General features: G+C 29.9%; 18 protein-coding genes, 1 other RNA gene and 1 pseudogene. 3 read left to right on the forward strand and 17 right to left on the reverse strand.

From position 1 onward, the window contains the following. Positions 1–59: 59 nt before the first annotated feature. From JNUCC81_RS16780 to rnr, 9 genes are all read right to left on the reverse strand, one after another. Entirely contained in the window at positions 60–1,361 is a 1,302-nt protein-coding gene (locus JNUCC81_RS16780) for a D-alanyl-D-alanine carboxypeptidase family protein (RefSeq protein WP_454094515.1), read from the reverse strand. 581 nt (positions 1,362–1,942) lie between these two features. Then, positions 1,943–2,614 (reverse strand): flavodoxin family protein, encoded by a 672-nt coding sequence (locus tag JNUCC81_RS16785; RefSeq protein ID WP_454094516.1) that lies wholly within the window; start codon positions 2,612–2,614, stop codon positions 1,943–1,945. Positions 2,615–2,677: 63 nt separating this feature from the next. Next, positions 2,678–3,262: a helix-turn-helix domain-containing protein gene (locus JNUCC81_RS16790; protein ID WP_454094517.1), complete on the reverse strand. Its 585-nt coding sequence runs from the start codon at positions 3,260–3,262 to the stop codon at positions 2,678–2,680. 664 nt (positions 3,263–3,926) lie between these two features. Then, entirely contained in the window at positions 3,927–4,670 is a 744-nt protein-coding gene (locus JNUCC81_RS16795; RefSeq protein ID WP_454094518.1) for an ABC transporter permease, read from the reverse strand. 1 nt (position 4,671) lies between these two features. Continuing rightward, positions 4,672–5,391 carry an ABC transporter ATP-binding protein gene (locus tag JNUCC81_RS16800; RefSeq protein WP_454094519.1) on the reverse strand — a complete coding sequence of 240 codons (720 nt, stop codon included), beginning with the start codon at positions 5,389–5,391 and terminating at the stop codon, positions 4,672–4,674. Between the two features lie 57 nt (positions 5,392–5,448). Further along, complete coding sequence (locus JNUCC81_RS16805; protein ID WP_454094520.1) at positions 5,449–6,216, reverse strand: MerR family transcriptional regulator; 768 nt, start codon at positions 6,214–6,216, stop codon at positions 5,449–5,451. A gap of 289 nt (positions 6,217–6,505) precedes the next feature. Beyond that, positions 6,506–6,852: a transfer-messenger RNA gene (gene ssrA, locus JNUCC81_RS16810) on the reverse strand. A gap of 153 nt (positions 6,853–7,005) precedes the next feature. Further along, a complete protein-coding gene (smpB, locus tag JNUCC81_RS16815) occupies positions 7,006–7,461 on the reverse strand; it encodes an SsrA-binding protein SmpB (protein ID WP_454094521.1) in 456 nt (151 codons plus the stop codon). A gap of 125 nt (positions 7,462–7,586) precedes the next feature. Beyond that, positions 7,587–9,743: a ribonuclease R gene (rnr, locus tag JNUCC81_RS16820; protein WP_454094522.1), complete on the reverse strand. Its 2,157-nt coding sequence runs from the start codon at positions 9,741–9,743 to the stop codon at positions 7,587–7,589. Between the two features lie 431 nt (positions 9,744–10,174). Between rnr and JNUCC81_RS16825 the strand changes: the two genes are divergently transcribed. The 3 genes from JNUCC81_RS16825 (at position 10,175) to JNUCC81_RS16835 (ending at position 11,186) form a co-directional block, all read left to right on the forward strand. Then, positions 10,175–10,360 carry a hypothetical protein gene (locus JNUCC81_RS16825; protein WP_454094523.1) on the forward strand — a complete coding sequence of 62 codons (186 nt, stop codon included), beginning with the start codon at positions 10,175–10,177 and terminating at the stop codon, positions 10,358–10,360. Positions 10,361–10,371: 11 nt separating this feature from the next. Continuing rightward, positions 10,372–10,620 (forward strand): spore coat protein, encoded by a 249-nt coding sequence (locus JNUCC81_RS16830; protein WP_042276236.1) that lies wholly within the window; start codon positions 10,372–10,374, stop codon positions 10,618–10,620. Between the two features lie 254 nt (positions 10,621–10,874). Next, positions 10,875–11,186, forward strand: coding sequence for a DUF898 family protein (locus JNUCC81_RS16835; protein WP_454094524.1), 312 nt, complete (start codon positions 10,875–10,877; stop codon positions 11,184–11,186). 184 nt (positions 11,187–11,370) lie between these two features. On the opposite strand, the gene secG is transcribed toward JNUCC81_RS16835, so the two are convergent. The 8 genes and pseudogenes from secG to gpmI form a co-directional block, all read right to left on the reverse strand. Further along, the gene (gene secG / locus JNUCC81_RS16840; RefSeq protein ID WP_286184047.1) at positions 11,371–11,601 is read right to left on the reverse strand and encodes a preprotein translocase subunit SecG; all 231 of its coding nucleotides are present in this window, start codon (positions 11,599–11,601) and stop codon (positions 11,371–11,373) included. Positions 11,602–11,804: 203 nt separating this feature from the next. Beyond that, entirely contained in the window at positions 11,805–13,097 is a 1,293-nt protein-coding gene (gene eno / locus JNUCC81_RS16845; protein WP_454094525.1) for a phosphopyruvate hydratase, read from the reverse strand. Between the two features lie 86 nt (positions 13,098–13,183). Next, positions 13,184–14,611 (reverse strand): annotated as a pseudogene (gene pyk / locus JNUCC81_RS16850) (pyruvate kinase); the annotation flags it as partial. A gap of 58 nt (positions 14,612–14,669) precedes the next feature. Beyond that, positions 14,670–15,932, reverse strand: a complete 1,263-nt coding sequence (locus JNUCC81_RS16855) for a GntP family permease (protein ID WP_454094526.1) — start codon at positions 15,930–15,932, stop codon at positions 14,670–14,672. Between the two features lie 114 nt (positions 15,933–16,046). Then, a complete protein-coding gene (locus JNUCC81_RS16860) occupies positions 16,047–17,186 on the reverse strand; it encodes a glycerate kinase (protein WP_454094527.1) in 1,140 nt (379 codons plus the stop codon). Between the two features lie 274 nt (positions 17,187–17,460). Further along, the gene (locus JNUCC81_RS16865) at positions 17,461–18,555 is read right to left on the reverse strand and encodes a CdaR family transcriptional regulator (protein ID WP_454094528.1); all 1,095 of its coding nucleotides are present in this window, start codon (positions 18,553–18,555) and stop codon (positions 17,461–17,463) included. Between the two features lie 140 nt (positions 18,556–18,695). Further along, positions 18,696–19,988, reverse strand: coding sequence for a phosphopyruvate hydratase (gene eno, locus JNUCC81_RS16870; protein WP_454094529.1), 1,293 nt, complete (start codon positions 19,986–19,988; stop codon positions 18,696–18,698). A gap of 144 nt (positions 19,989–20,132) precedes the next feature. Continuing rightward, complete coding sequence (gene gpmI / locus JNUCC81_RS16875) at positions 20,133–21,662, reverse strand: 2,3-bisphosphoglycerate-independent phosphoglycerate mutase (RefSeq protein WP_454094530.1); 1,530 nt, start codon at positions 21,660–21,662, stop codon at positions 20,133–20,135. Between the last annotated feature and the right edge of the window lie 4 nt (positions 21,663–21,666).

A 21,666-nucleotide genomic window follows, 5' to 3' on the forward strand; every position in this document is an offset into this window, starting at 1 on the left:
TGGATTTCAATGGTGGAGACGATTCACAAGAATCATATCCACTATTTCTTAACTTCTATTTATTTTTTATAAAACATATATCCTTTTCTTTTACGTATTCTATTCGTAGATATTTTCCTATATAATATTACAAACACTGCTGAAATAAATCCGAAAACAGTAACAGCAATACCATATGGTACTATATTCATTTTAATTAAATCAAATAATGATATATCCACTTTTCCTGATACTTTTGCTTTATAATTTGGTAATGAAAATGTTAGCTCTACTTCTTTATCTGCTAATTTCCATGCATTTTTATTTTTATCTTTATATTCTATTTTTGTATTTTTATCATTGATAGGATTTTTATAATACATTATATCTTTTGATGCTACAATTGGAGCCTCTACAGTCTTTTTAGGTCCAAAGAACCCAAATAAGTTGTACTCTAATTTTACTGTATCAATTTTTTCTCCAGTCTTTTTAAATACTTGCTTTTTAGCATTATATCCATCGTCTGCTATTATCTTACTATCATTAAATACATCTACATCATGTACTCCATACTCAGAATTAAGAGCAACCGTAACTAGATTTCTACCGCCTCTTTCAAAGAAACCAACAAAGCAACGACCTGCTTTAGTTTCATTTCCTGTTTTTCCACCTATATTGCCATATTCGTCAATCATTTTATTTCTTGTTTCAAGAATAATAGGTGATCCTGCTAATTCAATAGTTACCTTTTTATTTTTTTCTGATATTGTATCTCTAATCCATTCATTCTTATAAGCTTCTCTTGCAATTATTGCTATATCATACGCACTTGATAAATTTATTTCTTTATTTTCTGGATTTAGAGCATCACTTTCTAACCCACATGGATTTACTACATATGTATCTTTTAATCCCATAGACTTTACTCTATCGTTCATCATCTTTACGAAATCTTTAGTATTTCCAGCTACAGAGTCTCCCATTAGATATGCAGCATCATTAGCAGAAAAAATCATAACAGCTTTCATAAGATCATCACTTGAAATTTTATCTCCTGGATTAACTTTCTTGAAATTATTTAATGCAGTTTGAGTGGTTTTAAGTGCATCTTCAGTAAATGAAATGTTCTCTGACTTTGAAGTATTTTCTGCGTAAATTAATGATGTTAGTAATTTTATAGTACTTGCTATAGGCATCTGATTATCAGCATTTTTTGATGCAATAACTTCACCAGTGTCCATATCCATAACTATTGCTGATTGGGCAACTATTCCTTGAATTTGACCTATGTTCTCTTGTGCATTAGCTATACTGCTAAGAGATGTTAATGTTAATATTAAAATTGTTAGAATTATTGTCTTAAAAGACTTAAATTTTTTCACTTTAAACCTCATTTCTATCGTATATTATTAGTTCGTACTTTTAAAGCTTCATAACTTTTTTCTTAGGCGCAAGAAATCACTCTTACTAATACAATAAGAGTGCTTTAATCGATTAATATCAATTAGTTATATAGAAACCACACTCTCTTCCCTCTAGCCTGTAATTTCTTTTTAATTATACTATATTAATAATAAAAATAAACAAAAACTTATTTATAAGTATTACGTTATTATTTTTAATTTATATCGTAAAATAAACTTTATATAAAATTAAAAAGCTATTGATAATTTATCAATAGCTTTTTAATGAATTTCAATTGTGGAAATGATTCACAAGAATAATGCCCACTGTTTAATATCATTACATAGATAGTCTTCTCTATAACTCGTCAATAACTGCACTACATAATAAACCCTTAAATATTATGGATAACGACAATATTTAAGGAATCTTAAAATTCTTTACTTTTCATTTCATCTTTTACTTGTTTTAAATGAACAAGAGCATACGTAATCTTAACCTTATCTGATCTTAATAAGTACTAATTATATGAATTACATTCATTTATATACTATCTAATCTACATTCCTAAGTATTTTATATATTCTTCTAATGAAATCAAATCTTTTTCTAAATTCATCTTTACATCCTCATAAACTACCTTTTTAGTTGCCATCTCATATCCAGCTTGTTTTACATACTCCAAATAATCATCTACTATTTTTTTGATTTTTTCATCCTTACTCTTAAGCAATCTACCACAATTTCTATAAATCTCTAAAGTTGGATTACAAGACTTAAATACCTCTTTCATAGTCCCAAAATTATTTTCACCAGGGAAACCACTATTACATATAACCATAAATTGTTGTGTCTTTAATATACTATTTTCCAAATCAAAGTTACCATTTTGTTTCATCAATATTGGACTTTTTAAAGGAACTAATCTGTCTACAAAATTTTTAAGTACTGCTGTCATGTTCCAAGTATATACAGGACTAGCAAAGCATACTATATCTGACTCCATATACTTATTTATTAATTCCTCCATATCATCTTTATATACACATTTTCCTGGTGTCTTAAACCAACAAGTAAAGCATCCTTTACAATGTTTTACATCTTTATCAATTAAAAATATATTCTCTGTTTCAGCCCCTCCACGTCTTGCTCCTTCTAAAAAAGCTTCAACAATAATATTTGTATTACTATTGCTGCCACTAGGGCTTCCGTTAAATGTTATTATTTTCATATTCAATCTCCGATCATTTTTATATTAACTTATTAATCTATTGGCTAACCTTATTTTATATATTTATATATTTATATAATACAGTCCATGATTAGTGCAGTAGTAATACAGCCTACCATGACCTTGTTTTCTAAATCTAAATTCCATATTCCATTCTGGATATTGCTTTACTATAAGAGCTCTATCACCTCTTACATATGCCACAAAAGATATATAATGTTCTTTTTTCATTTCATGTTGTGATGTTACATAAAGTTCATCTTCTACCTTCTCAACCTCAAGTGTGTGTTCACTTTCTGATTTCTTTGGTTCTAATGGCTCTATAGTTTTTCCACAACAAGAAATAGTTGCCTCACCTGTAGCTGTCATTAAATTATTACAATGTTTACACATATAAAATTTTATTTTATTCATATTACCTCCCACTAAATCGTTTAAATTTAATTCGCCTGATAATATTTCATCTACACTAGTCCCTAGTATTTGTGCTAATTCTGGTAGTAATGATACATCAGGGCATCCTTGACCTCTCTCCCACTTGCTTATGGCTTTATCGCTTATATTCATCATGTCCCCAATTTGTTTTTGGGTCATGTTTTTTTCTTTTCTAAGTTGATATATTAAATTTCCGATTTTTTTACAATCCATCTGTATCACCTCTTCTATTAATTTAAACTAAATCAGGGTATCATACAATAAACTAACCGTAGAGTTGCTATTTTGTTATTTTACTTTCCATTATAGTATTACCCTTACTTTAGAATTGAGTCTGAGCTTATTTGTCTATGCTGACTTTTAAAGTATTTTTCATCTTGTAATACCATCTGGACTGTATGAAAATTTAATCGCTTTAGAGGTAAGTATTGATGCTTTCATAATTGCATTATAGTTTTAATCTCTAATTCTTCAGTTTTTCTGTAGTATTTCTTAGGTAAGATTAAAGTATATCCATCATTGAATGGTTGATAGTCTAAATATCAAGTTATATATTTATTTTCATACATTATATATGTTTTTAGTTTGTTATTTGCTAATTTACATCCTAATCAGTAATTTTCTTTTAGTATATCCGAGTTCTCTTTTTACTATATATTTTTTATATGCAAAAAAGGTACTATCATAAAGTTATGATAATACCTTTTTCGTGGATTTCAATGGTGGAGACGAATCGTAGGAATAATACCCACGATTTAATCTTACATATTTCTACACAATTTTTACCCTCAGATATCATGCAAAAACAAAGTCCTTGTTGCTATTAGTAATATGTTTTATACTTAATCTTCTAATATCCGCTATAAATACATCATTTTTATTCCCATTTAAAGCACTTAATTGCAACTGTTGAACAAATAATAGCTATTATTAGCATTATAAATATTGGCATTATAATATTTTCAACTGGTTGTCCTAGGGTTACTGATTTTAATATTTTTATTCCTTGTGTAAGTGGAAATACATCTACTATGTTTTTCATCATATTTGGCATAACCTCATATGGTATTGTTGCCCCTGAAAATATCAGCATAGGGAAATATAATACACTTGCTATAACTCCTGCAATTTTTGAATCTTTTGATATACCACCAACCATAATTCCAATACTAAACATTGAAACCATAATAAGCAGCCACCCTAAAATTAACTTTAAAACACTTCCTTGCATACTAAATTTAAAGAAAAGTTTCGCTACTAAAAACAATGAAATCATAGACACTAAAGAGTATAGAGCATATATAGCAACTTGTACTAATAATATAACTATTGGATTAACAGGTGTTACTTTAAATCTCTTTAAAATATGTTTACTTCTATAATCTGAAACTACTAAAGGTAATCCCATAACTCCTCCCGCGCAAATCGCAATAGATGTTATTGCTCCAAATGATTGCTCTAAAAATGTATAATTTGCTCCTTCGAAAGCAGGTTTGCTTCCATAAATAATACCTATTGCTACAAGTACAACTATAGGCATACATATAGCAAATATAAACATGTCTAGTCCTCTTAATGATAACTTCAACTCTGTTTTTAACATTGTAATAAATGACCTCATATTACATTACCTCCTCATCCGTATACCAAAGATATGCATCTTCTAATTTTTCATAAGGGCTTGCTTTAATAGCCTCTTTAACTGTTCCATGAAATACTACCTTTCCTTTTTTAAGAATACAAATAATATCACATAATACTTCTACCTCATCCATGAAATGTGAAGTTAACACAATTGTTAAGCCTTTTTTCTTTAAATCTTCTAATATTTTCCATACATCTCTTCTTGCTCTTGCATCAAGTCCAGTTGTAAGCTCATCTAAAAACACTACTTCCGGATTAGGAATAAGTGCAAGTATAATAAACAGTCTTTGCTTTTGTCCTCCTGAAATTTCCTTTACTAAAGCTTTACTTTTATCTTCGATTTCGAATATTTGTAATAGTTCTTTATAATCAGCTGGATTTTTATAAAGTGATGCTGTCACTTCACAAAGCTCTTCAACTCTTATATTTTCTTGATAATTAGCCTCTTGAAACTGGACTCCAACGCTTTCGAATAACTCTTTACGATTAGATATTGGATTTAATCCTAGTATTGAAACTTCACCTTTATCTATCTTTTTAGTTCCAAGTATACATTCAATACTTGTACTCTTTCCTGCTCCATTAGCTCCAAGTAACCCAAATACAGTTCCTTTTTTTACTTCAAAGCTTAGGTTATCTATCGCTGCATAACCTTTATAACTTTTTGATAGTTTATCTACCTTAATTGCATAATCCATTTTTACATCCTCCTCTTGTTTTATGTAAAAATAATAACACCAAACAAAAGTCTGGTGTTAAAGTGGAGAGTTTGAATATTTTCTTTTCATTTTATATAACATTTCTAATATTTCCTCAGCATTTTGGGCCGCTAAATTTAAAGAGTTTATAAGCTTGTCACATACTGAAATAATATCTTCATTTTCATCAGGTGAATTTAATATCTCATTAATATCAGCTTCATTATTCTCTGATAATTTATTAAGCATTCTAAGTATAGCAGAAAGAGAATAATTACCACATTTAAGAGAACGAATTACCTTTAAGCGTTGGATATCTTTATAAGTATAAATCCTATATCCATTTTCTTGTCTCTTAACATTTACTAATCCATTCATCTCCCAATTACGAATAGTATCCATAGTTATTCCAAGCAATTCAGAAACTTCTTTACGCTTTAAATTAAATTCTTTTTCATGATTTAATCCATTTATTAATTTTCCTGCAATATCTACAGCCTCATTAGCATTAGCAATCTCTTTTTTAATAGATTTAATATACTGATTAGTTAATACAATAGATCCATCAAAATCTTGTTTAGCTAACATCTTAACAATAGCTATAGCCTTTTTTCTTAATCCATTTTGTAGAACTTCAACTTCGAAAACCTTACGTGCTAACTTAAACTGATATATATGCAAATCTGTAAATACACGATAACCATTGTCTTTTCTAATAGGTTTTGATATTAACTCTAAATCCTCATACATACGTACAGTATTTGGATGTATTCCTATCATTTTAGCTACTTCACTTGTTTTATAAGTTTTCTCTATAGTACTCACTCCCCTTATAATAATTTTGGGTTTATTTCATCTTTATTTTTATTATTATCATAATATCTAATTCCATTTTTTATATAATATAACAATATAAATTTCTGATTTAGAATTATATTTCATTTTAAACTTATTATAATGTAATTTGCAAATCAATCCTTACTTACACTCTATGTAAGTTCTACTAAAATAAATTGAAATTTAGAATATTACTTTTGATACAGTTCATTATTATTTATTTTAAACTAAAAAAAGATATTGACTACATAGCCAATATCTTTTTCGTGGATTTCAATGGTGGAGACGAGGGGAGTCGAACCCCTGTCCGCAAGCTCTTTCCCTGTTGCATCTACGTGTGTAGCCAACTGATTTAGATTCTCGTCTCACACATCGCCCAGCTGCGGGCTATGTGATCGACCAGTCCCAATTAGTCCACTTTCAGTCGAGACACCCTAAAAGTAGTTCCCTGCATAAATGACGACCAGGCCTAACCGGCAGGAGGGCTCGGCGGGTCGAGCAGCATTAAGCTGCTAAAGCGTAATTATCGTTTGCGTTTATTTTTTTCCCCAGTTTTTACGTGACCCAGAGTAACACGACACGCAGCCCCAAGTTCCAAACCCACGTCGAAACCTTTACGCCCCCGTGGTAAGTTTAGAGTCTTAAAGACTTCTTAATTCGCAAACTTATTTGTTTCACCATCTATATTTAGTTTTTTAGTGTATCTATAATATAATACTTTTTAGAGCAAAAATCAATGTAATTAACTTGTTATTAAAGAAATCTTTACCTAAAGCATTAGTATTTTCCACGCATTTCTCTTTCTATATTTCTTTGAGCATCTTTTTTAGCTAAATCTTGACGCTTATCATATAGTTTTTTACCTTTAGCTAGTGCTAATTCTACTTTAACTTTACCATTTTTAAGATAAACACTTAAAGGAACTAATGAGTAACCTTTTATAGTAGTAGCACCTATAAGCTTTCTTATTTCATGTCTATGAAGTAATAATTTCCTAGTTCTTAAAGGATCAACATTAAATATGTTTCCTTGCTCGTATGGACTTATATGAACTTGTTTTAAAAATACTTCACTATTATCAACAGATGCAAATCCATCACTTAAGTTTAACTTACCTTGTCTTATAGATTTTACTTCTGTACCTTTTAATTCTACTCCACATTCATAAGTTTCTTCTATAAAGTACTCATGTCTTGCTTTTCTGTTTGTAGCTAATACCTTTTTACCACTCATATAAATTCACCTTCTTAACTTCTATATTATTCATAAACAATAAGCTTATTATTAGTAAAAATATACCATATTTACATGTATTAGTCAATATAACTATGTCATATTGACTAATACAATATATATCACTATTCGCTATCTACATTTGTGTTTTCATCTATTTTATATAGTAATTTAAAGTCTATTTCTCTAGCATCTATATTCACATTATCTACTTTTATTCTAACAGGATCACCTATTCTGAAAGTCTTCTTAGTACGCTCTCCCATTATAGTATATGTTGTATCATCATAAATATAATAGTCATCTGTAATATTTGCAAGTCTTATAAGTCCTTCAACAGTATCTGGAAGTTCTATAAACATACCAAATGAAGTTACACTTGATACTACACCGTCAAATTCTTCACCAATCTTATCATACATATATACTGCTTTATAGTAGTCTTTAACATCTCTTTCTGCAAGGTCTGCACTTCTTTCTCTTTCAGATGATTGAACTGATGCATAATCTACTATATTTTTAAGTTGATCTTGTCTTTTTTGATTTAATTTATTATTTAATTGCTCTTTTATTATTCTGTGTATTTGAAGGTCTGGATATCTTCTTATTGGAGAAGTAAAGTGGCAGTAATATTTAGCTGCTAATCCAAAGTGACCTACACATTCAGGAGCATATTTTGCCTGTCTTAATGAACGAAGCATTATTGTACTTATTGCTTCTTCTTCTCTTTTTCCTTTTATTCCTTCAACTATTGCTTGAAGAGCTTTAGGGTGTACTTCTTCCATATCACCTTTTATAGTATACCCAAATGTAGAAACAAACTTGCTTAAGTTTTGCATTTTTTCTACCGATGGAGTTTCATGTATTCTATAAACGAAAGGAACATTTAACCAGAAGAAATGCTCTGCTACTGTTTCATTACTTATAAGCATGAATTCTTCTATTATTTTATTTGATATTCTTCTTTCATATTGTTGTATTTCTAAAACTTTACCTTCTTTATCTAATATTATTTTAGCTTCTGGGAAGTCAAAGTCTATTGAACCTCTTTTTGTTCTTCTATCCATTAATATTCTAGCTAGTATTTCTGCATTTTTAAATTCTTCTACTAGATTAGAATATGTTTCTTTTAACTTTTCATCATCATTTTCTAAAATATCTGACACTTCTGTATATGTCATTCTAGCATCTGAATCTATTATAGTTTCTTTTATATCGTATTTAACAACATTACCTTTATGGTCTATTTCCATAAATACTGATAAAGCAAGTTTATCTTCATTAGGATTTAAACTACAAACTCCATTAGAAAGTGTTTTAGGTAGCATTGGTATTACTGTGTCTACTAAGTAAACTGAAGTTGCTCTTTTTAAAGCTTCTTTATCTAATTTACTTTTTTCTCTTACATAATGAGTAACGTCTGCTATATGAACACCTAAGCTGAAGTTTCCGTTATCCAGCATTTCTATAGATATAGCATCGTCTAAGTCTTTAGCGTCGTCTCCATCTATTGTAAATGTTTTTAATCCTCTTATATCTAATCTTCTTTCCATTTCTTCTTGTGGTATTGGAATAGCTACATGTTCTGCTTCATCTAATACCTTTTTAGGGAATTCTTCAGGTAATCCATGTGCTTTTATTATAGAATGTATTTCTACTTCTTTTAGTCCTTTTTGTCCTAATACCTCAACAACTTTACCTTCTGGTTTTCTATCTTCTTTAGGCCATACAGTTATTTCACATACAACCTTATCATTTTCTCTTGCACCACTAAAGAATTTTTTAGGTACATATATATCTTTATTAAACTTCTTATCATCAGGTATAACAAATCCAAAATTTTTATTTGGTTGAAATGTACCAACAATACGAGTTACTTCTCTTTGAATAACTTTTATTATTTTACCTTCAGCTCTTCTTTCATCTGTAGCCGGAGTTACTATTTCCGCCATAACTCTATCGTTATGCATAGCTCCATTTATATCACAAGCTGGTATAAATAAATCTTGTGTGTATTCTTCATCAGATTCAACAAATCCAAATCCTTTTCTATGCGATACAAACTTACCTACAAAATATCCCATAGTTTTAGGTGCTATTATTTTTTCCTTTTTAGTTTTACAAATATAGCCGTCTTCTTCTAGTTCATTTAAGAAGTTATAAAACATTGCTGCTTCACATGCATGTATATCAAAAATAACAGCTAGTTCTTCTTTCTTTAAAGGGCTATAATCTGGGTCATTTATAAGTCCCAATAAACGTTCTTTAAGTCCTGGTAACATTAACGTACCTCCATGTTCATTATTATATAAATCTTATTTTTCAAAAAATTTATTATATTTTATACTATGATATTAATTGTATATAATTAATATTAATTTACTTTATTAATTCTATATTTATATTTTATTATTACCATTTAATCATTATACACCATTGTAATACTTTGGTAAAACTGTCAAATTCCAGCCATTAAATTAATTAAACAATTAAAATACTTTTTTATGATTTAAATACTTTTTATAAGCTATATATTTTTTTAATATTATTTATTGTTTAATATTTCATAGCAAAACCATTCTAATAACTAATAAATAAACTATATTACATTATCTTCTATAATAAGAAAATATATTATTAGTTATTTTGTTGAATATACTCATACAACTTCGATAATACTACTATTGAATCTAAAGTAAAGGAGTTGACTATTATGGATAATTTAAATGAATTAGAGCTACAAAACCTACGACATTTAATTGGTGCTCACTGCACAATTGAAAAGAAATTAAATGACTATGCTTTACAATGTGCTGATGCAGAGTTAAAGCAAATGTTTGAAAAAGACGCTCAAGATGCAAAATCAAGCAAAGAAAAACTAATAATGTTCTTAGGATAGGAGGTAACTAAATGCAAGAAAAAGAGATAGTAAATGATTATTTAGCTGGTATAAACGCTAGCTTAGCTGGCTATGGTGGTATAATAGCTCAAACTGAAAATGAACAACTTCGTCAAACTCTACAACAAATGAGAGACCAAGATGAAATACGTCAATATAATCTTTTCAAAAAAGCTAAAGAAAAAGGCTATTATATTCCAGCACAGCCTGCTTCACCAACTGAAATTTCAATAGTTAAACAACAAGTTTCTCAAGGATAGTAAAAAACGTAACCTTAAGTATATATTATACCTAAGGTTACGTTTTTTATACGTTTAGTATTTAATAAATTACGTTCCACCAAATAACTACATTGTTAAGTCTAATAATAAAACAATTCCTATAAATCCCCTCAATCTAAATCTCACAGTTTACTTTAAAATTAAATAATATTTATTTAAGGTTTAATTAATTTTCATTTTTTTAATATTAGTGTATAATTACAATATCATAAATCACAGAGGGAGATGGCATAATGGATTATCAAAAATCAGAATTTGATGGTGGGGTTTTAGAACTTATAGGAATTAATATCATGGCATTTTTAATAACATTTTTCACTTTAGGAATTGCTACACCTTGGGCAGTTACTTTAAAGCATAGCTGGATTAAAAAACACACAGTTATAGAAGGTAGAAGACTTAAGTTCACTGGAACAGGTGGATCATTATTTGTTAACTATATCAAATGGTGGTTATTAACTATAATAACACTTGGAATATATGGATTCTGGCTTGAAATAAAAATGGAAGAATGGAAAGCTAAAAATACAGTATTTGATAACTAAAAATCTAAAAAAGCTATGGAATTGGTATATAACCTTTTTCCATAGCTTTTTTATTTAAACTAAAATAATGTATTAAAATAAAATTTTTATATTTTACTTCAATACATTATTCTTTTAAAAATTAAATTTAACTTTTAAATAATAACTTAAATACATTTATTAAATAATGGCCTGTTATTTAATATTACTTCTTTAATAAAAGCATTGCTAATGCATTTAAGAAAAATAACACTGATGTTATTTTAGTTAATCTACCAAGAAAAGCTTCTTTTCCTTTTGGCTTGAAGTAAGTTTGATTTCCTTCTCCACCAAATTGTGAAGGCACAGCTCCTTTACTATCTTGTGGCATTATACTAACTATTAAAAGTACAGCTAGTACAACTTGTACACCCATTAATATAGTTCCTAGATTCATCTGTAACCCCTCCATTCTCTTTTAGTATTGTCAAATTTTATTTACACTTTAATATATCATAATAAAATAGGCATTTCAAGGTATCCAAGCTAAAAATCAGCTTATACTAAAGTATATATCGATTAACTAATTTACCTCAAACACAGTTACTAAAAAAGCTTTCGCATATACCAAAAGCTTTTTTATAAAAATTTAAATATTTATTATTTTTTTAAGTTGTAGAAAGATTTTAATCCACAGTATCTAGCAGAATCTCCAACCATTTCTTCTATTCTTAATAATTGGTTGTACTTAGCAACTCTATCAGTTCTTGATGGAGCACCAGTCTTTATTTGTCCAGCGTTTACAGCTACAGCTAAGTCAGCTATAGTAGTATCTTCTGTTTCTCCTGATCTATGAGATATAACTGCAGTGTATCCAGCTCTCTTAGCCATTTCTATTGCATCTAGAGTTTCAGTTATTGTACCTATTTGGTTAACTTTAACTAATATAGAGTTAGCAACACCTTGCTCTATTCCTCTTTCTAATCTTTCAGTGTTAGTAACGAATAAGTCGTCTCCAACTAATTGTAATTTGTTTCCTAATTTCTCAGTTAATAACTTCCATCCATCCCAATCTTCTTCATCTAATCCGTCTTCTATAGTTATTATTGGGAAGTTATTTGACCAATCTTCATATAATTCAACCATTTCAGCTGCAGTTAATTCTTTTCCTTCTCCAGCTAAAACGTATTTTTTAGTTTCTTTGTTGTACATTTCTGTAGCAGCAACATCAAGTCCTAACATAACGTCTTTTCCTGGCTCATATCCAGCTTTAGATATAGCATCTACTATTAATTCTAAAGCAGCTCTGTTTGATGATAAGTTTGGAGCAAATCCACCTTCGTCACCTACACCACAAGCTAATCCGTTATCAGCTAGAACTTTCTTTAATGAATGGAATACTTCTGCACCCATTCTTAATCCTTCTTTGAATGTTTTTGCTCCAACTGGTAATATCATGAACTCTTGTACGTCAACATTATTATCAGCATGCTCTCCACCGTTTATTATGTTCATCATTGGAACTGGTAATTGCTTAGCATTTACTCCACCTATGTATTGGAATAATGGTAATCCTATTTCATCAGCAGCAGCTCTAGCTACAGCCATAGAAACACCTAATATTGCGTTAGCTCCTAATTTACCTTTGTTTAAAGTTCCATCTAATTCTATCATTAAACCATCTATACCAGGTTGGTCAAATGCATCCATACCTTCTAATTCTGGTGCTATTATTTCGTTTACATTATTAACAGCTTTTTCAGTACCTTTTCCTAAGTATCTTCCTTTGTCACCGTCTCTTAATTCAACAGCTTCGAAAGCTCCTGTTGATGCTCCTGATGGTACTATAGCTCTTCCTATTGATCCGCTTTCTAAAGCAACTTCAACTTCTACAGTTGGGTTTCCTCTTGAGTCTAATACTTCTCTTGCATATACTAATTCTATAGCTGACATTTTAATTCTCCTCTCAAATTCTTACTATATGTATAGATTAATCTGTTAAAAATAATTAACAGATTAATCATTTAAATTTTTTATTATTTTTCTATAGCATGTACCTTTATTAAGTTTGTAGTTCCACTTACTCCAGCTGGTACACCTGCTGTTATTACAACTAAGTCACCATCTTTTAAATAATTAACTTCTTTAGCTGATTCTATTGAGTTATTTATTATTTCATCTGTGCTTCCTGCATGAGATGTTTTGATTGGGTATACGCCCCAAGTTAAAGCTAATCTTCTCATAACTCCTTCATCTTCTGTTGTAGCTATTATTGGACACTGCGGTCTAAATTTAGAAACCATTCTAGCTGTATGTCCAGTTGAAGTAAAGGTTACTATTGAAGCTGCACTTAAATCTCTAGCTGTAGTACATGTAGCATGACTTATTGCATTTGTTACTGTTACTTCTTCTATCTTTCTTTTTCTTAATAATTCATTATAATTTAATGTTTCTTCCGTTCTTTTTGCTATGGTAGCCATAGTTTTAACAGCTTCTATCGGATACTTACCAGCAGCAGTTTCCCCTGATAACATTATTGCATCTGTTCCATCATATATAGCATTTGCAACATCTGTAACTTCTGCTCTTGTTGGTCTAGGATTTCTAATCATAGAATCTAACATTTGAGTAGCAGTTATTACTGGCTTACCTAATTTGTTGCATTTTTTTATCATCATCTTTTGAGCTATAGGTATTTCTTCTGTTGGTATTTCAACTCCTAAATCTCCCCTAGCAACCATTATTCCATCAGATACTTTTAATATTTCATCTATATTATCTATTCCTTCTTGGTTCTCTATTTTAGATATTATCTGAATATGTGTAGCATTATTTTTTTCTAATACTTCTTTTATTTCTAATACATCTGATGCTTTTCTAACAAATGATGCTGCTATATAATCTATTCCTTGCTCTATACCAAATTCTATATCGCTAACATCTTTTTCTGTTAATGCTGGTAGTTTTATACTTACTCCAGGTACATTAACTCCTTTATGATTTTTGACTATTCCAGAGTTTTCTACTATACAGTGTATATCGTCACCATTAACTTCTTGTACTCTAAGTCCTACTAATCCATCATCTATTAATATAGTATCTCCAGACACTACATCTTTTGAGAGACCTTTGTAACTTACGCTACACATTTCTTTATTTCCCATAACATCTTTCATAGTTATAGTGAATTTTTGACCTTCTTCTAATAAAACTTCAGGGTCTGCAAAGTTTCCTGTTCTTATTTCTGGTCCTTTTGTATCTAATAATATAGCTACTGGTTGATTTAAATCTTTTCTAACTTTTTTTACTAAATTCATTCTTTCTTTGTGCTCTTCATGAGACCCATGAGAAAAATTAAATCTACATACATTTAATCCGTTCTTTACAAGCTCTGTTAATGTTTCTTCTCTATCTGATGCCGGTCCTAATGTACATACTATTTTAGTTCTTTTTATATTATTTAACATTATTGCCTCCTAATTGTTTATCATAAGTCTCTATTATTTATTTTATAATTTACATTTATTACATCATTATTCCCCACATTATAGTTGAAACTATAGTCATAGAAAGTCCTACTAAAGATTCATATGGTATTAATTTTAAACGCTCACCTATACTCATATTTGTTGCTCCCGCTGTTGCATGGAAGAATGAACCATGTGGTAAGTGATCCAGTACTGTAGCTCCTGCATGAACCATAGCTGCTCCTGCTATTGGAGATACTCCAACTCCCATTATAGCTGGTCCAAATGTTGCTGATGCTATAGTTGCTCCTGATGTAGTTGATGCTGTTGCTGCTGACATTAATATACCTGATATTGGAGCTAATAAAAATGCTGGCATATTCATTGCATCAAGTAATCCTATTGTTGTTTGTTGCAGAGTTGACGCTTTTATTATTCCTGCAACTGTACCTGTTCCTATTAGTAAAATTGCAACTGGCATCATTTTTGAAAGTCCAAAAGTTATATATTCATTAAGATTCTTTGCTTTACCCATAGCTAATGCTCCAATTACTCCACCAACTGGTAATGCTATAAGTGGATCTACTGCTATTCCTGCTATTGGTCTTAGCGCAAGTAAAAGTATTGCTACTAGTGGTCCAATTATTGCTGCAAAGAAAGATGGTAATTCTAAATTATCTTGCTCATCTTTTACTATTTCTATCTTAGTTCCTTTAAATTTCTTAGCTAGCATACTTGCTAATATTACAGTAACTATAAGCCCTACTATTGCTGGTATAATATTTGCTGCCATTAGAGATGATAAATCAACTCCAAAGTTTTCTGCTGCTGATATAGTATTTGGATTTGGAGATATAATATTACCTGCTTTTCCTCCACCTATCATAGCTAAAAGAATAACCATTGGTGCATATCCTAATTTTTTAGATATTGCAAGTGCTATTGGTGCAACAGTTATTACTGCTACGTCTACGAATACTCCAACTGCTGTTAATATCATTGTTGATAAAGCTAGTGCAAATAAAGCTCTTTTTTCACCCAATGTTTTTATTATCTGATCAGCAATCTTAGCTGCTGCTCCTGTTTTTATAAGTACTCCAGCTAAAACTCCTGATGTTACTATACGAAGTATCGCAGGCATTATATCTTTTGCCCCACTTATCATTACATCTACAGTTCCGCTAAGTCCTGCTCCACCTACTAATCCTCCTACTACAGCTCCTAATATTAAGCTATATGCAGGATGTATTTTTTTAATTATTAATATAATTGCTACTGCAAGTCCTAGTAATGCTCCTAGTGTTGTTATTTGTACATCCATTTATCCCACCACCTAATAAGTTTTTTTAATATTATTTTCAACCTCTAAACTTGAGCAACGTACCCTCTCCTTAGGCCGTTGCCTATATGAGTGAAGCGAATTTTTGTGCGGTATTTACTTAACTGATTTTATAAGGTTAAATATTTGTGTTGTTGTCGCTATCATATTTTTAGTTGCAGTTTCTTTCTCCATTGCTTCTTCTATTGTCATTGAAGAGTTTACTATTGAGAAATATGCGTCTATTCCTTCTTCATTACATTTAACTGCATCATCTGTTGTGCATCCTGCTATTGCTATAACTTTTGCATTATTAGCTTTAGCAAGTTTTGCTACTCCAATAGGCGCTTTTCCCATAGCTGTTTGATTATCTAATCTACCTTCTCCTGTTATAACAAAATCAGCACCTTTTATTACTTCTTCTAGTTTTATTTCATCTAATATTATCTTTATACCTGATTCTAATTTTGAATTTAAAAATCCTAAGAATGCAAATCCAAGACCACCAGCTGCTCCTACACCTTCTACATGTGCTATATCTTTACCTAAGTCTTTTTTAACAACTTGTGAGAAATTAATAAGACCTTTATCTAACTCTTCAACTATTTCTTCTGTTGCACCTTTTTGAGGTCCGTATATATGAGCTGCTCCATTTTTTCCGTATAATGGATTGTTAACATCACAAGCTATTTTAAATGTACACTCATCAAGTTCTTTTAATCTATTATCTATTTTTATACTTTTTATTTCATTTAGTACTTTTCCACCTAATCCTACTAAGTTATTATTTTCATCATAGAATTCATAGCCTAGTGCTTGAAGCATTCCAACTCCACAGTCATTAGTAGCGCTTCCACCAATTCCAACTATAAAGTTTCTACATCCTTTATCTATTGCTTCTTTTATTATTTCTCCAACTCCATAAGTTGTTGTATTTAAAGGATTTCTAAGTTCTGGTTCAACTAGTGTAAGTCCAGAAGCTTGAGCCATCTCTATTATTGCTGTATTTGTATCTTTTAATATTCCATATTCTGCGTTCACTTCTTTATTTAAAGGTCCTGTTACGGATATTATTTGTTTTTCTCCATTCATACCTTCTACTAAGGCATCTACAGTACCCTCTCCACCATCTGCCAGAGGCATTATTGTTATATCTGCTTTATTATAAACGTTTAATATTCCTTTTTTTATTGCATTTGCTGCTTCTATTGAAGTTAAACTTCCTTTTAAAGAATCTATCGAAATTACTATTTTCATATTTCTCTCCTCCTTTTGATAATATTGTATCAAATACATATTTCGACATGAATGTTATTTGTAACAAATAATTTCGTTTTCCTACACTTATTTCTGTTACCTATAACATTGAAAATCTATTAATTTTATTGTAATAGTAAAAATTTAACTTTACTTAATCTATATACATATAAGCATTTCATATATTTTAAATCCTTAATCAAATACTTGTTTAAATTTATAATTTTCTTAAATATAAAAAAAGCCATAAATTTATGGCTTTTTTTATATTCATTTATATTCCTAGTTTTATATTTATAGCTAAATACAGTATAACTGAGTCATTAAATTTTCTTGGGTCAAAACCACTTTTTTGGTTTATTTTATCTAGTCTATACTGTAGTGTATTTTTATGAATATATAAATCTTCTGATGTTTGCTTTAATGACATATCATTTTTATAATAAATCTCTAATAAACTTATTTCCTCTTTGTCTAGATTATCTAAAATTTTGTCCATATATTGTTTCTTTACTTCTGCATCAACATTTTCTAATATAAGCTCTAAATTTAAAGAATCAATATAGGTTAAGATTTTTTTATAATTAGTAGAGTATTTTAATGCTATTCTAGCTTCTTGGTATGATTTATGAGTTTCGTAAATTTCTTTTAATCTTCCTACCCCTCCACTTAATGTTCCTTTATATGTTTTTAAAAAATCCATATAAACAGTTTTAAGCTTTTCATATCTTTCTTCATTAATTAAAGCAATAAACTCATTTGGATAAATATATACCTTAAAAACATTTCCAATAGAATCAAATACCTTTTTTATTTCATTTTCTATAATTTCTAAATCTCCATCTCTATGATATTTATTAATTTTCATAATAACAACTGCAAACTTCTGATTAGATGATATATTAAATTCTTCTAATATATTTTCTATTTCATCTTTATCTTCTATATCATTGTATATTAAAGACTTTACCACATAGCTTATTCTTTGCTTATCAGCCTCATATTTGAAATTCAATTGCTGTTCCTTTATAAATATTTCTGTAATCTTAGTAACAAGAAACCCATATCTACCAACTTCGCTAGGTTCTCCAGTTATCCCAATTGCTCCAATTGCAGTCTTATTTATTTTTATAGGATAATTTATACCATTTCTGCTTCCTTTATACTCACTATCATCATCAACAACTATATTATTTAATGTTCTTATTGCTTCATATCCAGCTTGATGAAATGTATTTAGTCTTTTTTTATCTGTACTACCTATTATTATTCCATTTTTATCTATAAAGTTTATATCTTTATCTACAACTTCTTTTACTGCATTTACTATCTCTTGCGCTAAGTTAAAACTAATCTTATTAATTGCCATAAATTCAACCTTCTTCTCATGAAATTTTATGTCTTTTATATTTTAGTATATTTTTATATTATCATTTTTATAAAAAAAATAAAGGGCAATAGATATATCTATTACCCTTTATCATATATTAAATTTAATTAAAAATTAAATTATTTTTTCAAGTTGTAGAAAGATTTTAATCCACAGTATCTAGCAGAATCTCCAACCATCTCTTCTATTCTTAATAATTGGTTGTACTTAGCAACTCTATCAGTTCTTGATGGAGCACCAGTTTTTATTTGTCCTGCATTTACAGCTACAGCTAAATCAGCTATAGTAGTATCTTCTGTTTCTCCTGATCTATGAGATATAACTGCTGTGTATCCAGCTCTCTTAGCCATTTCTATTGCATCTAGAGTTTCAGTTATTGTACCTATTTGGTTAACTTTAACTAATATAGAGTTAGCAACACCTTGCTCTATTCCTCTTTCTAATCTTTCAGTGTTAGTAACGAATAAGTCGTCTCCAACTAATTGTAATTTGTTTCCTAATTTCTCAGTTAATAACTTCCATCCATCCCAATCTTCTTCATCTAATCCGTCTTCTATAGTTATTATTGGGAAGTTATTTGACCAATCTTCGTATAACTCAACCATTTCAGCTGCAGTTAATTCTTTTCCTTCTCCAGCTAAAACATATTTCTTAGTTTCTTTGTTGTACATTTCTGTAGCAGCAACATCAAGTCCTAACATAACGTCTTTTCCTGGCTCATATCCAGCTTTAGATATAGCATCTACTATTAATTCTAAAGCAGCTCTGTTTGAACTTAAGTTTGGAGCAAATCCTCCCTCATCACCTACACCACAAGCTAATCCGTTGTCAGCTAAAACTTTCTTTAATGAATGGAATACTTCTGCACCCATTCTTAATCCTTCTTTGAATGTTGGAGCTCCAACTGGTAATATCATGAACTCTTGTACGTCAACGTTATTATCAGCATGCTCTCCACCGTTTATTATGTTCATCATTGGAACTGGTAATTGCTTAGCATTTACTCCACCTATGTATTGGAATAATGGTAATCCTATTTCATCAGCAGCAGCTCTAGCTACAGCCATAGATACACCTAATATTGCATTAGCTCCTAATTTACCTTTGTTTGGAGTTCCATCTAATTCTATCATTAAACCATCTATACCAGGTTGGTCAAATGCATCCATACCTTCTAATTCTGGTGCTATTATTTCGTTTACATTATTAACAGCTTTTTCAGTACCTTTTCCTAAGTATCTTCCTTTGTCACCGTCTCTTAATTCAACAGCTTCGAAAGCTCCTGTTGATGCTCCTGATGGTACTATAGCTCTTCCTATTGATCCACTTTCTAAAGCAACTTCAACTTCTACAGTTGGGTTTCCTCTTGAATCTAATACTTCTCTTGCATATACTAATTCGATAACTGACATATTTATATCTCCTCTCGATATTCGTAAATTTATTTTACCTTTTTATTATATTACATAAAAACTATCTTTGATGGGTAAATTTGTAAATTTTCCATGTAATATTTTATATTATAGGAAATTAATAATTTCCTTTTTTAACTTATATTATTTTATTATTATAGAATGACCTGTCATTTCTGATGGTTGTTCTAAATTCATCATATCTAAAACTGTTGGTGCTATATCACTTAATCTTCCATCTTCTTTTAGCTTAGCTGATTTTAAATCTTGCCCTACTACTATAAATGGTACTGGATTAATTGAATGAGCTGTTATTGTTGCATTACTTTCTGGGTCTTTCATGTACTCAGCGTTTCCATGATCTGCAGTTATTATTGCGCTACCACCTTTAGAAAGTATTTTATCAACTACTTTTCCTACACATGTATCAACTGTTTCTACAGCGACTATAGCAGCTTCCACTACTCCCGTATGTCCTACCATATCTGGGTTAGCATAATTTAGCACTATAAAGTCATATTTATCTTCATCTATTCTTGCTAATATTTTATCTGTTAATTCATTAGCACTCATCTCTGGTTGTAAGTCATAAGTTGCAACCTTTGGAGATGGTATTAATAATCTATCTTCATCTTTATTTGGCTCTTCTACTCCTCCATTAAAGAAGAATGTAACATGAGCATATTTTTCAGTTTCTGCAGCTCTTAACTGAGTTTTTCCATTATTAGCTAAGTATTCACCTAAAGTATTTGTTAAACTTTGAGGTCCAAATGCTACATTAACATTTTTTATAGTTATATCATATGTAGTTAAACATACGAATAATGTTTTCATATTTGGTCTTTCAAATCCAGAAAAATCAGTATCAACTATTGCTCTAGTTATTTCTCTTGCTCTATCTGGTCTAAAGTTTCCAAATACTATAGAATCATCTTCTTTTATAAGGCCTACTGGCTTATTGTTTTCAACTATTACAGTTGGAAGAACAAATTCATCATTTTTATCTTCATTATATGAGTTTTGTACAGCTTCAACTGCAGATGTTGAAGTCACACCTTTTCCATCTACTATCGCTTCATAAGCAAGTTGTACTCTTTCCCATCTTTTATCTCTATCCATTGCATAGTATCTACCAGAAACAGAAGCAAATTTACCTACCCCTAATTCTTTCATGTAGTCTTCTACGTCTTGTATATATCCTATAGCACTTCTTGGTGCAGTATCTCTACCATCTGTGAAAGCGTGTACAAATACGTTTTCAACATTGTTTTCTTTAGCCATTTTTAAAAGTGCTTTTAAATGATCTATATGAGAATGAACTCCTCCATCAGATAATAATCCCATTAAATGAAGAGAGTGGCTCTTTGCATTTTCCATAGCTTTTAATAAGACTTCATTTTCGAAGAAGTCTCCGTCTTTTATAGCCTTAGTAACTCTAGTTAAATCTTGGTATACTATTCTTCCTGCCCCGATGTTAGTGTGCCCTACTTCTGAGTTACCCATTTGTCCATCTGGAAGACCTACATCAAGTCCACTAGCATTTATTAAAGTATGAGGATATTCTTCAACTATTTTATCTAAGTTAGGTGTTTTAGCAGCAGCCACAGCATTACCTGTTTCTATCTTACTTTCACCAAAACCATCCATTATTATTAAAGCAATTGGTTTTTTCATATCT

The sequence above is a fragment of the Faecalimicrobium sp. JNUCC 81 genome (assembly GCF_053667625.1).

Coding starts and splice junctions, on each gene's coding strand:
- JNUCC81_RS16785 (WP_454094516.1), bottom strand. CDS start 2,614: ATGAAAATAATAACATTTAACGGAAGCCCTAGTGGCAGCAATAGTAAT.
- JNUCC81_RS16790 (WP_454094517.1), bottom strand. CDS start 3,262: ATGGATTGTAAAAAAATCGGAAATTTAATATATCAACTTAGAAAAGAA.
- JNUCC81_RS16795 (WP_454094518.1), bottom strand. CDS start 4,670: ATGAGGTCATTTATTACAATGTTAAAAACAGAGTTGAAGTTATCATTA.
- JNUCC81_RS16800 (WP_454094519.1), bottom strand. CDS start 5,391: ATGGATTATGCAATTAAGGTAGATAAACTATCAAAAAGTTATAAAGGT.
- smpB (WP_454094521.1), bottom strand. CDS start 7,461: ATGAGTGGTAAAAAGGTATTAGCTACAAACAGAAAAGCAAGACATGAG.
- rnr (WP_454094522.1), bottom strand. CDS start 9,743: ATGTTACCAGGACTTAAAGAACGTTTATTGGGACTTATAAATGACCCA.
- JNUCC81_RS16825 (WP_454094523.1), top strand. CDS start 10,175: ATGGATAATTTAAATGAATTAGAGCTACAAAACCTACGACATTTAATT.
- JNUCC81_RS16830 (WP_042276236.1), top strand. CDS start 10,372: ATGCAAGAAAAAGAGATAGTAAATGATTATTTAGCTGGTATAAACGCT.
- JNUCC81_RS16835 (WP_454094524.1), top strand. CDS start 10,875: ATGGATTATCAAAAATCAGAATTTGATGGTGGGGTTTTAGAACTTATA.
- secG (WP_286184047.1), bottom strand. CDS start 11,601: ATGAATCTAGGAACTATATTAATGGGTGTACAAGTTGTACTAGCTGTA.
- eno (WP_454094525.1), bottom strand. CDS start 13,097: ATGTCAGCTATAGAATTAGTATATGCAAGAGAAGTATTAGACTCAAGA.
- JNUCC81_RS16855 (WP_454094526.1), bottom strand. CDS start 15,932: ATGGATGTACAAATAACAACACTAGGAGCATTACTAGGACTTGCAGTA.
- JNUCC81_RS16860 (WP_454094527.1), bottom strand. CDS start 17,186: ATGAAAATAGTAATTTCGATAGATTCTTTAAAAGGAAGTTTAACTTCA.
- JNUCC81_RS16865 (WP_454094528.1), bottom strand. CDS start 18,555: ATGGCAATTAATAAGATTAGTTTTAACTTAGCGCAAGAGATAGTAAAT.
- eno (WP_454094529.1), bottom strand. CDS start 19,988: ATGTCAGTTATCGAATTAGTATATGCAAGAGAAGTATTAGATTCAAGA.
- gpmI (WP_454094530.1), bottom strand. CDS start 21,662: ATGAAAAAACCAATTGCTTTAATAATAATGGATGGTTTTGGTGAAAGT.